This window comes from Rhizobium sp. AB2/73 (assembly GCF_020871915.1).
Lineage (GTDB): Bacteria > Pseudomonadota > Alphaproteobacteria > Rhizobiales > Rhizobiaceae > Rhizobium > Rhizobium dioscoreae.
In genome coordinates this window covers 19654-31714 of sequence record NZ_CP067073.1, presented here as the reverse complement: position 1 = coordinate 31714, position 12061 = coordinate 19654, and the positions used below count along the sequence as shown (strand labels likewise).

At 60.3% G+C, this 12061-nt stretch carries 7 protein-coding genes; 3 read left to right on the top strand and 4 right to left on the bottom strand.

The features are described from left to right. Window positions 1-97 precede the first annotated feature (97 nt). Complete coding sequence (locus I8E17_RS26015; RefSeq protein WP_069614010.1) at window positions 98-1087, top strand: AraC family transcriptional regulator; 990 nt, start codon at window positions 98-100, stop codon at window positions 1085-1087. Between the two features lie 57 nt (window positions 1088-1144). Continuing rightward, the gene (locus tag I8E17_RS26010; protein WP_112721567.1) at window positions 1145-2353 is read left to right on the top strand and encodes an MFS transporter; all 1209 of its coding nucleotides are present in this window, start codon (window positions 1145-1147) and stop codon (window positions 2351-2353) included. A 331-nt stretch (window positions 2354-2684) separates the two neighbouring features. Here the strand turns inward: I8E17_RS26010 and I8E17_RS26005 are convergent, their stop codons facing one another. The 4 genes from I8E17_RS26005 to I8E17_RS25990 all read right to left on the bottom strand — a co-directional run bounded on the left by I8E17_RS26005 (window position 2685) and on the right by I8E17_RS25990 (window position 9114). Then, window positions 2685-3944 (bottom strand): hypothetical protein, encoded by a 1260-nt coding sequence (locus tag I8E17_RS26005; RefSeq protein ID WP_069614008.1) that lies wholly within the window; start codon window positions 3942-3944, stop codon window positions 2685-2687. 38 nt (window positions 3945-3982) lie between these two features. Continuing rightward, complete coding sequence (locus tag I8E17_RS26000; protein WP_219511710.1) at window positions 3983-5947, bottom strand: cellulose synthase catalytic subunit; 1965 nt, start codon at window positions 5945-5947, stop codon at window positions 3983-3985. Between the two features lie 70 nt (window positions 5948-6017). Then, window positions 6018-7346: an HlyD family efflux transporter periplasmic adaptor subunit gene (locus I8E17_RS25995; RefSeq protein ID WP_069614007.1), complete on the bottom strand. Its 1329-nt coding sequence runs from the start codon at window positions 7344-7346 to the stop codon at window positions 6018-6020. Window positions 7347-8088: 742 nt separating this feature from the next. After that, window positions 8089-9114: a LacI family DNA-binding transcriptional regulator gene (locus I8E17_RS25990; RefSeq protein ID WP_229002241.1), complete on the bottom strand. Its 1026-nt coding sequence runs from the start codon at window positions 9112-9114 to the stop codon at window positions 8089-8091. 156 nt (window positions 9115-9270) lie between these two features. On the opposite strand from I8E17_RS25990, the gene I8E17_RS25985 reads away from it, so the two are divergent. After that, window positions 9271-12012, top strand: a complete 2742-nt coding sequence (locus tag I8E17_RS25985; protein ID WP_113366174.1) for a sugar-binding domain-containing protein — start codon at window positions 9271-9273, stop codon at window positions 12010-12012. Window positions 12013-12061 lie beyond the last annotated feature (49 nt).

Below are 12061 nucleotides of genomic sequence, written 5' to 3'. Positions count from 1 at the left end.
CGCATGATTGAGACATCGTTCCTTGCTGGCTAGGAGCGATCACATTTGCGTCGCTGACCCGCTTGAATGCTGGACGCTTGAGACCTAAATTGGCTCGATGCTTGATCATTCGTCTCAACCATTGTCGCCGTCAAATGTCCCAATGGACGCCCTAAGCGAAGTCCTGCAAGACTTTCGCTTGAGTGGCGTCAATTATGGACGCTGCGAACTCAAACATCCATGGAGCATCGCCTTTCCGCAACAACAGCTGCTTCGCTTTCACTTCGTCAGCCAGGGTCCGTGCTGGATCCATACCGAGGCGCAAGGATGGCAGGAATTGAACGATGGCGATCTGGTTCTGCTGCCGCAAGGCGTCGCACACCGGTTGGCCAGCGCGCCAGATGTCGAGGGTGACTCGCGCAAGAGCTGCCAGATAACGAGATTGGGAAGCAACGTATGCGACGTGGTGCGGGACGGAACGGGTGCGACGAGCACCCTCTTCTGCGGCTCCATGGTCTTGGGCGCGCATGCACTTAATCCCTTGATCGCCTTGATGCCGCCAATCATCAAGGGCTGTGATGTGGCCGGCAATGACCCAATCGTTGGCCCCCTGCTGGCGGCCATGTCGGCGGAGGCGACACAGCCCCAGATGGGAAGCGCGACCGTCTTGTCGCGCATGGCCGACTTGCTCGCGGCGCGGCTCATCCGCTGCTGGGTCAATTGCAGCGGGGGCTCGACCACCGGCTGGCTCGCCGCCATCCGCGATCCCCATGTCGGACGTGTGCTGGCGGCCATGCACCGAGACCCCGGCCGTAACTGGACCCTCAAAAGTCTCGCGGGCTTGGCGGGTCAATCGCGTTCGATCTTCGCCGAGCGCTTCAACGCCATGTTAGGAGAAGGCGCGGCCCATTATCTCGCCCGTTTGCGGATGCAGCTTGCCCGCGACCTGTTGGGGCAAAGCGGCATGTCAGTCGCCGAAGTTGCTTCTCGGTTGGGCTATGAATCCGAGGCATCCTTCGCTCGCGCCTTCAAACGCATCACCAGCGTCTCACCGGGCGTTGTGCGACGCACAAGTTCCGGACGAATGGACATGGATTTCGGATTCTAGGACACATACCGTCCCGAATAGTTCGTCTATGACCTCTCCTAACTCAAGGAGACACTTATGACGGACACGACATCGCAACTTGATGGGGTAACGATTGACCCGGATACCCCGGAACCATCCACGTGGAGTGCGGCGACCTGGTTTGCCGTCCTTTCAATGGCGGCCACCAGCTTCGCGCTGGTATCGGCTGAATTCCTGCCGGCGGGTCTGCTTACCCCGCTGGCGCGCGATCTTGCAATTACCGAGGGAACAGCCGGACAGGTCGTCACCGCCACAGCTTCCGTCGGCGCTGTCACCGCCCTATTGAGCAATGTCCTGATCGGCAGGCTGAACCGCAAGACGGTGTTGGTCGGCCTCAGCGCCTTGGCGATCGGCTCCAATGTCCTTGCGTCATTGGCGACGGACTTTTGGCTATTGTTGTTGGGCCGGGCTGGGCTGGGCATCGCGCTGAGCGGTTTCTGGGCGCTTTCAGTTGCCGTCGTGGCGAGACTGGTCGGCGCCAACTCGACGGGTCGGGGCATGGCCATCGTCACCCTCGGCGTCTCGCTGGCCACCATAGCCGCGCCCTCGGTTGGAGCTTTGATCAGCGACTGGCTGGGATGGCGCGTGGCAATGGCGATGACCGCCGGACTTGCCGCGCTCGCCTTGCTGCTGCAGGTACTGAGCCTGCCGACACTGCCCGCGAGCACAAGCAACAGTCTCGCCGACGTTTTCCGGCTGACGCGGCGGCGTAGCGTTCAGCTAGGGATGCTTGCCATTCTTTTGCTGATGACGGGCCATTTTGCCGGCTCGGTCTATGTGCGTCCCTTCCTCGAACAAGTGACGCTCCTTGAAACCAGATCGATCGCCCTGGCTCTCCTTGGGTTTGGCATCGCTTCCGTGATCGGCAATGTCGCCGGTGGCCGAATGGCCGACGCCAGCATCCGCCTGGCCCTGGCTCTCACGGCGGCGCTGATGGCGTTTGCCGCGCTTGCCTTGGTGCTTTGGGGCGCTCAAACCGGTATTGCCTTCGGCCTCGTCACGCTTTGGGGCTTCGCCTTCGGCATGGCACCGGTGGTACTGCCGACCAATCTTTCCCGCGGGGCAGCCGACGCTTTGGAGGCGGCCGGCAGCCTGATGGTCGTCTCTTTTCAGGTCGCCATCAGCATCGGCGCGGTTTTCGGCGGCTATATCGTCGATCGCTATGGCGCTGTCGGCCCTCTGACGCTCACCGCCGTCCTAGCTGTATCGACAGTCGCCTTGGCGCTGACGCAACCTCGCGGCTAATCTTTGCTTCTGGTTGAGAAGCAACCGCGATCGGACCGAGGATGCTATGAGCCTCGGCGCATCTGCAAGCGCCGAGTGGCGCTCTTGCCACGCTCCGGAGATGAGGTCGCCGACGATCGCCGGCGGCACGGGTGGTGCTCTTGAGATCCCCTCAGGGGTGAGTAGCGGCCTGCACAGCGGCAAAGTGAAGTCGCTAGAAAACTCTCTGGAAGCCACTCATGCCAATGACAGCAGATCAAACTCAAGCACAGACCGTTAACCCCGTCGCTTACGAAATCGCCCTTTGTTTTTTATTATTTTAGACGAAAACTGCTTCGCACTCCGGGAAACTCTAACGCCTCGCCGACTGACCGGCCGTACTTATGAAAGGATTGCGCTTCAGCGCGGCAAGCACGGCCCATGCCGTCGCTCCGACATGGGGAAGGCGGAAGTACTTGAAGTCAACGGACGCGGAGTCGGCCCCAACCTTCAGGCCGGTCGATAGCTCAGCGTTGACCGTGGCATAGAGCAGCCCATCGGGAGCAATTTGCCTCGAAATCATCTCGAACAAAGGTTCCGCCTCTTTCGCCCTGCCACTCAGACGAAACACGAGGGCGGCCTGGGCAGTGCCCTCAAGCCAGATGCCGTCGCGGTCATTGTTGAAGTCGAAACCGCCATCAACGCCATGATTGCGTTTCGTCCATTCCAGGACGCGCGCGCGCCTGAATGCATAGGCCGGCACGGCGATGAGCGGCCACAATTCGGCGTCGAGACCCGACATCCTCGTATTCGGCACGGCGCTGTCGGGCAGGCTGCCGACAAAAAAACGACCGTCCGCGAAATCCCACATGGCCTCCAGAAACACGCGCGCTTTCTCGGCGTGATGCATCCAGTCGCCCATGGGATCGAGCCCGGCAAGCCAGCGATCCGCCGCATAGACATCGAGGTTATGTTCCGTGGATTTCCAGCCTATGCGTTCCGGTGAGGGCTCCTGACCAAAAAAGCCTCCGAAATAACCGGGATTTTGCGGATCTGCGGTGCTGCGATGGATCCAGTCCATGATTGTCCGAGCGGCATCCAGATAGGGCCTTCGGCCGGTCTGTTCGTAGGCGGTCAGCAGTGCCAGCGCCCCCCAGGCCGTGCTGCCCGTCGCGCTGCCGACCTGATAGTCGTCTTCAATCCAAGACTTGCTAACGGAGCTCCAATAGCCCGGAAGCAGCATGCTGCCGTTATCCTCAACCGGGCCGGCGCGATAGGCGTTTCGCAGCCGGCCGTCGTGATAAAATCGATCCGTCTTCAGCGCGAGCACCAATGCATCGGCGACCCGGCTCGCTTCCGATTTTCGGCCACAGGCATATAGCGCCATGACCGCCAGGGCGTTGTCATAGGTGAAGCCCGCATTCTCGAGCGCGGGAAGGAGCGGCGAAGCATCGTCCGGGGGCTCGTAGCTGCGGAAGACGAAAGGCTGCACCGGCTCGCCGCTCATATGGGCAACGAGGCCGGCGCAAAGCCTTGCGGCGAGTTGAACATGCCGCTCCTCGCCTGCCCATGCCGCGTGTACCCAACATGCGACGACGGCGCCGGCCAGAAAGGCCCTGAAAAAGCTTCGCATATATCACCCAAGGTCTGTCGAATGGTCCTGCCCGCCCATCAGGAAAAGGCGCGCGACAAGAGCATCTGCATCGATTTGCGCAAGTCTCCTCGTTCCGCGACGTTGTCGGGCGCGCTCCTGAAAAGCAGCCGCAGGATGGCATTGTGCTGCTCCGGCGTCGGCCTCAGGCGGAAAGCCGTCGACGACGGCGCCGCTCCGGCCGAGGAGGAAATCCAGCCGATTTCCGGGATGAACACCGCCTCGTCCTTCGCACCGGCCGGGCCGTGTTCCGCCAGCGTCACGCCTTCGGTGGACACGGCCGTTATCGTCACGTCGGCGATGTGCCCATTGGCCCGGTGCCGTCCGCGAAGCCGGACTTCGATCGGTTCCTCCTGGCCGAAACGCGGCAGCTCGATGCAACAAAGCAGGCTCGTGAACGCAATGATCATCGCCACCGACGACCAGACGAGATTGAGGCACTCGCGTGCGGAAAATTCGACGGGTGCATCCCAACCATAGACGACCCTGACGACGGACAGTCCGGACATGGCCGCTACGAAACCAAAAAACAATGCCGTTGGGCGGTGAACGCGGATCGCGGACCGGTCCCCTCCCTTCTCCGTCACCTTGAAAGGGCGGCCAAACGGCTTACGGATCGCCTGGAAGAGAGTGATGGTGATCGGCACGGCGGTCAGCGCGTGTGTAACCTCGGTGAAGAGCGGCAGCGTGCGCCTTTCGGAAATCCACGTCGAATAGGTCCAGAACAGGAAGAGCGAGCTGAGGCCGTATTTCATGAAAAGCAGTTCGTCAGCCTGCAGCGCCGAAACTCCGGTCAGCCAATAGACGGACGGCGCCAGCAAAAGGCAGAGGATGAAAGGCTTCGACAGCCAACAGAATAGCCCGTGCAGATAATGCAGACGCTGGATGAGCGTGAAGTTGCCGCGCCAGAGCGGTCCGTTGCGCAGCAGGCCGATCTGGATCGTGCCGAGGCACCAGCGGGTCCTTTGGGTGATGTATTCGGGAATGCCTTCGGCCGACAGGCCGACGCTCAACTTCTCGTTCAGCCAGCGGGTCACGTAGCCCCGCTCCATCAGGCGGTAGGTAAGCAGCATGTCCTCGGACAGCGCATCATGCGGAAAGCCGCCGATCTCGTTGACGGCGGCGCGACGCACCACGAAGCTGGTGCCCACGCAGAACGCGCACCCGACGGCATCCTTGGCCGGCTGGAACGTGTCGAAGAAGACCCGCTGGTCATCGACGAAGGAGTGTCGGATGCCGAGATTGTGTTGGATCGGATCGCTGTTGAAATAAAATTGCGGCGTCTGCACGACGGCGATCTTCCCGTCCTTGAAGAGACCGATGACTCGGTTCAGGAAATTTGCCTGAGGGGCGAAATCCGCATCGAGAACCATGATGAAATCGGAAATCTCGGCGAGCCCGTTCGTATGATTCAGGGCATTATTCAGATTGCCGGCCTTGGCATGCTTGTTATCCGGGCGCGTCAGGTAGTTTACCCCGACGCGTGCGCAATAGTCGCGCACTTCCTGGCGACGAGTGTCGTCGCAGACGAAAACCCGAAGCCTGCGATAGTTCATCGCCTGGGCCGATATGACCGATTTTTCCAGGACATTCAGCGGCTTGTTGTAGGTGCAGATGAACACGTCGACGGAAGGAACGTCCGCCTTGGCCGCCAGTTCCTTTTCACCGCGATCGGCCTCCTTCGTCCCGTCGGTCGTTCTCAGCAGGATCAGGATCGAACCGATGGCGTAAAGCACCGACACCGCCTCGAAGAGGAAGTAAACATAATTCCAGAGCACTTCGGCGGAAAGCTCGAAGGGAGGAAGCGTGTCGAGGGCGCGCCACGAAAGATAGAGCCCGAGCGACAAGAGCATGAGCAGACTGAATGCCGCCCGCTCGAACGGTCTCTTCGGGCTTGCGAGCATTGCGAACAGCATCGCGCAAGCGGCGATGACGAGATCGAAGGTCAGAACACTGAATAAGTCGTCGTCGGAACTAAAGAACACGGTCTGTTTCTCCCTGACTTCAGCCTGGATGCGAACCGTCACGGGCCACGGGGTGCCGCGGCGACTTGCGTCAGCTTTTCACCGGCGCAGCTCTCATTCGCTCGTTAAGGAGCTCGACGGCATGCGCCTCGGCACGCCGGGGCTGGGGATAGAGGATCCTCCAGCTGACGCGGATGTTCCGAGGGCCCTTTGCAAGGCGCTCCTCCAGATTGAGCACGCCGAACCGTTCGGCCGACCGCCGGACGAGACCGGTCAGTTTCGTCTCAGCCGCGGGCCATTGTGCGGCGGATGCCTGGGCTACGCCAATGAGCGATGTCGATGCCTCGCGTATATAATGCTGCGTTTTCTGAAGCCATTCCTGGGGCATCGTCACGTCGACCCACGTGCCGACAGAACAGAACGGACTGCCTCGCAAGTCTGTCGTGCCGGGCTCGGTCAGCCGGATGTACGCATAGAGCTCGCGACGCTCCGTCGGCGGGAAAGGAACGGCGTAATCGAGATCCACCCTGTCGGTCGTACGCGGAACCAGCCGCTCGACGACGCCGCTTGCCGCTTGCGCCCAACCTTCTGCATTGACATCTACCTTCGATCCCACCGCGAGGGCTTGCGCCTGCCGCTCGGAAAAGATCGCGACGACAAAGGCGTCGCGGCAATCGAGCGTTTCAGCGAGCGTGTCGCCGGCCGTGACCTCGCGTCCGGATGCAGCCACCGGCTTGTAAAGCTGGCTCGTCGAGGGAACGTGCAAATCGGCCCGCGCCAGCCTGTCGACCCGCGACGCCTCCGTCATCACGAGCGAGCCGAGCTCGGTCTCTTTCGCGCGCATCGTCGCGATCTGCAACTTGATCTGCAGGAGGTCGGCCTTGCGCGTGCGGATTTCCTGCTGGAGATTTTGCAGCGACTGCAGGTCGGCGCCGACATAGACACCCTGTCGGGCAAAATCGAGTTCCGAGGCGAGCTTGGTCACGGCGAGCTTGGCGGCTTCAAGCTTGGTGTCCTCCAGACGAACCGTATCGGCGACCTCGCCTTCGCTGCCGGCGGCGATACCCCGAGCCATGAGCCTGAGTTTGCGCGCCGCCTCGGCTTTCGCGATGCGGGACGAGTAGGTCACCATCTCCAGAGCCGCCTCGGCGGCCTTGAGATCCGCGGTGATCCTGACGAGGAGTGCCGCCTGCTGGCCGGAAAGATCGTTTTCAAGGTCGCCGATACGCTGGGCGTAGTCGCCGACGATCGAATTCTTCTGTTCCATCTCGTTGCGTAGCGCGGCAAGCTGAACCTTCAAGCCGATCAAAGTCGAATTGTCGACGCGATCGTTCTCGACCGTTATTTCGCCGGCCGCGCCGAGCGACGTCACCTTGCCGCTGATCGGCGTTGTCAGCGGCACGAGCGGTGCGTTGATCACAGCGCGAGTAGAAGTCGATGTGAAGAATGGAGGGAATGCGGATGAGGCAAATACTGTACCCATGACACCAAGTACAGCGTAAGATGCCAATCTCACCGATGCATCATTATTTCCGCCATCTTTGCTTTTTCTAAAGAAAAACATAGCCATAGATCCTTTGATGAATGCGCTATATTCTTCCTCCCGAAAGAATGCACGGATCGTTGCACGGTTTTTTGTGCGTCGCAATATCGCTCAGATTGTGCTAACGGCGTGGCCCTTAGGTGCCCAATAATTGGCCAGCAATCCCAAGGGGCCATCTTACGAACTGGGATCAGCCTGTCAGTCCATCCCGCTACAATAGCAGCCGTTATACCCGCTACGGTAAGAAGCGAGGTCCATCGCGCACAGGTGAAACAGGTGGCATTTTTTGTGCATCTTTGGCTTCCCGGACCTCGGCGAAACCGACCAATCGCAACTTATGAGATTATTTATTTTGCCAAATACCACCATTGTATTATCTACAGCTTTGAAACTCATCACAAAGAGGTAGATAAAACGCAACGCCGGCGCGGATTCCAGCCACATCTCCACCTTCCGCTGACGGCGCTACTCCAAAAGGATGATGAGATCCGTAGGCTGATCGCGGAGATCAGATTCTGTGTGCCGGCTGCATCGTCACTTTTCTATGTAATCCGGAAAAGTCACCCAGGGAGCCATGCGTCTGCAGATGGGCATCGGCGATGTCTTTTCTCGATACCCGTCAAGGCGGCGGCGCGACGGAAGAGCGAAGGATCAACTGGCACTCCATCTTCAGCCTCACTGGTGGCTTCTTCGGCTGCATCACCTTTTCCAAAAGCTCGGAGACTGCCCAACGGCCCATATCCTCGTGCGGCAGCTTCAATGTTGTGAGCGGCGGCAGGATTTTTCGAGCGAGACTTTCATCGTCGAAACCAATGACCGAAATGTCGTCGGGAATCCTCAACCCACGCATCCTGATCGCATCATAAGCGCCCATCGCGACCCGGTCGGAAAAGCAGAAAACCGCCGTCGGCGGCAGCGGCAGATCGAGGAGCTGCAGCATCTTTTCCCGCCCGAGATCGAGCGACCAGGCTTCCGAAAGGATCAGTTCCGGATCGACGGCGATATCGTAGGTCGTCAGCGCCTGGCGATAGCCGCTCAGGCGATCGCGCGCCGCTTCAAGCCGCTGCCTGCCGGCATCGATCATGGCGATGCGGCGATGGCCGGCCTTGATCAAGGCTTCCGTCGCCGCATAACCGCCGGCATGATCGCCTGGAATGATTGAAGAGAACTCGGCCCGCTGCTGATGGCAATTCAGAAGGACGGCCGGATAGTTGCCAAGGTTGGAAGGCAGCACCGGCGCTAGCTGGGTGATGAGCGTGGCGTAGATTACGCCGACGATCTGGCGCCGTCCGAGATAGTCGAGAATGGATTCGGCGAATTCGACCTGTCCGCCCGTCACGACGGTGAGCGCCGCCAAGCCCTGCCCTTCCGCCGCGCTCCGAACACCTTCTATCAGCGGCGCGGCATGCTGCGAGGCCATGAGATCGTCTATCAGCAAAACGATGATGCCGCCGATCGGATCATTGGCCGGCGCGGTCTTCTGGTAGCCAAGTTCCGCGGCGACAGCCAGCACGCGCTCGCGCACTTTCTCCGAGACCCTCTTGCCGGGCGCCTCGTTCAACACCAGTGAAACCGTCGCATGCGAAACGCCGACCTGCGAGGCGATATCGGACATGGTCGGTCGTTTCGTGGTCTTGTCGTTCACTCGGTTTCTTTCTCTGACTCAAGGGCGGTCGGCGCGCACGTTAGGAAATCTGACGGACAATGTGAAGCTACGGCCCTTGCGGAAGTTAAGTTTATAAGTTACGAAACTTTCCTGTAACTTAGTTTGTAACTTAATCCAACCGAAAAGCTCGCGGCCATGACCATCGCCTCTCGCCGTTTCGCCGATACCCGTTCCGGGCCGCGTGCGCGCCTGTCTCTCGACGGAACCTGGGACTTTCAGCTGGAAGGGCGGACGCCGACGACGATCGCCGTGCCCGCGCCCTGGCAGGCTCATTTTCCGGATCTGCGAGCCGCGGCTGGCGTGGCAACCTATTCCCGCGCCTTCACCGTGCCGCAGGAATGGCTTGGCCGCCAGGTCATCGTGCATTTCGGCGCCGTGAACTATTTCGCCGAAGTCTCGGTCAACGGCCGCGCCCTCGGTTCTCACGAAGGAGGCTATCTGCCCTTCGAATTCGTTATCCCTCCCGATCTGTTGACCGGCAAGTTGCGTCTGGATGTGAAGGTTACGCTGCCGAGCGCCGATGCCCGGGCCTTCCCGGATTTCCCGTTCGACGAAATCCCGCACGGCAAGCAGAGCTGGTACGGGATGCTGGGCGGCATCTGGCAATCGGTCTGGCTGGAATGCCGTAGCGAGGCGCATATCACCCATCAGGCCATTCGCGCCGATCTTGCAACGGGCGATGTCACAATTGATGTCGAGCTGGCAGCGGCTTTTACTGGCGCCTTGAAGATCACGATTCTGGATCGTAAGGGTGCGGTCGCAGCTTCGAGCGAATTTGCGCTCAACGACAAGGCCCGGATTTCGGCTGCGCTCAAAGTCGCCGATGTCGAAGCGTGGTCGCTCGACGATCCCGCTCTTTATCGGGCTGTTGCCGAGCTATCCGAGGGGGGCAACGTTATCGATGCCGCCGAGGAGAATTTCGGTTTTCGCACCTTCGAGGCAAGGGATGGAAAGTTCTTTCTGAACGGGCACCCTTTCTACATGCGCGGCGCGCTGGATCAGGATTATTATCCCGAGGGCATCTATACGCCGCCGTCGCTGGAATTTCTGGAGGATCAGGCGCGCAAGTCGAAGGAGCTCGGCCTCAACCTCCTGCGCTGCCATATCAAGGTTCCCGATCCACGCTACTACGATGTGGCGGACCGGTTTGGCCTGCTGGTCTGGACGGAAATTCCAAACATTCAGACCTTCACCGAGAAATCGGCGAAGCGCCTGCTCGATACGATGGAAGGAATTCTGCGACGCGACGGCAATCACCCTTCCATCGTAATCTGGACCATCATCAACGAGGATTGGGGAACACGCCTCGTCGAAAGCGCCGATCAGCGAGCCTGGTTGGAAGGCGCCTATCACTGGCTGAAGAGGATGGACCCGACACGGCTGGTCGTTGACAATTCCGCGTGCATTCCGAACTTCCATGTCGTCTCCGACATAGACGACTATCACTATTACGCCTCGGTTCCGGAAATGGCACGCGAATGGACCGACTGGGTATCGGCTTTCGCCGCGCGGCCCGCGTGGTCCTATTCGCCGAACGGCGATGCGAGGCGGCGCGGCGACGAGCCGCTCGTCGTCTCCGAGTTCGGCGTGTGGGGTCTGCCGCATCCCGAAAAGCTCAAGCAGGACGGCAAGGAACCTTTCTGGTTCATCAACGGCCTGGAGTGGGACAGCGACGGCGCGACCTATCCCCATGGCGTCGAACAGCGCTTCCGCACCTATCAGTTCGACAAGGTCTTTCCGTCCTTCGGCTCCTTCATCGAGGACACGCAGTGGCATCAGTTCAATGCGCTCAAATTCGAAATCGAGGAGATGCGCCGCCATGCCTCCATTCAGGGCTATGTCATCACCGAGCTGACCGATTTGCACTGGGAAGCCAATGGCCTGATGGACATGCAGCGCAATACGCGCGCCTACCACAATCGCTTCCATGAGATTAACACCGATGTCGTCATCATCCCGCGCATGCAGCGTTATGCCGTGTGGGCAGGCGATACGGCGAGCGTGGAGCTCGAAATCTCGACCGGCGGCAAGGCGCTCCCCGCCGCCGAACTGAGCTGGAGCATCGATGGGACGGACGCTGGAAAAATGGCGATCCCGGCTATTAGCGCGACCTCAGTGCATCATCTACCGGCAATTTCTCTCCCCTTCACCGCCACCATGGCCGGCAGTCAGGTCAGCGTCCAGTTTACGATCACCGACAGCGGCAAGGAGATTGCGCGCAACAGTTTGGACGTCACCGTCTATGGCAGCCGCTCGAAGCCGGCTCTTTCCGTCTTCTCGGCCGAACCCGAGATCGCGCACTATCTGGCTGCGCTTGGCTATGCGGTTGCCGAGGCCGGCGAGGCGGATGTGCGGGTTGCGTCTTCTCTCAGCCAGTCCGATATCGACGCCCTAGAGCACGGCGCTCATTACGTGTCGCTTGCCGATGTGGCACCGCTGCCGTTCGGCAATCTGCGCAACGATCAACCGAACTGGAACTATCCGACGGGCGGCGATCGCGGGCAATCCATGCCGCAGATGCGCGTCACCGAACGCAACGGCACCATCTGGAAAGGCAATTGGGTCACGGGCTTCAGCTGGGTGAAGCGTTCGGGGAAATTCGAGCGCATGCCGGGCGGCCCATTGACCGATCTCTCCTTCGTCGGCGTCAACCCGAACCGCGTCATCACCGGCTTTCGGCCGATCCATTTCGACGGCTTGGTGCATGCAGGCACGATGGTGGGCTGGATCCACAAGCCATGTGCAACGATTGCCGAAAGGAAGGTTGGCGCCGGCCGTATCGTCGCCACGACCTTCGGCCTGATGCGCGAAGCGGCCGGTGTCGATCCGGTGGCGGCAACCTTGCTTGACTGCATCATCGAGACGGCGGCCGGATAGGTGGCCAAAAGATTGAACTGCCGCATATGGCCGGGAGGAGGTCGAGGCG

What these genes read in the sequence shown, in the direction of transcription:
- I8E17_RS26015 (WP_069614010.1), top strand. Translation starts at nt 98, where the DNA reads ATGCTTGATCATTCGTCTCAACCATTGTCGCCGTCAAATGTCCCAATG.
- I8E17_RS26010 (WP_112721567.1), top strand. Translation starts at nt 1,145, where the DNA reads ATGACGGACACGACATCGCAACTTGATGGGGTAACGATTGACCCGGAT.
- I8E17_RS26005 (WP_069614008.1), bottom strand. Translation starts at nt 3,944, where the DNA reads ATGCGAAGCTTTTTCAGGGCCTTTCTGGCCGGCGCCGTCGTCGCATGT.
- I8E17_RS25985 (WP_113366174.1), top strand. Translation starts at nt 9,271, where the DNA reads ATGACCATCGCCTCTCGCCGTTTCGCCGATACCCGTTCCGGGCCGCGT.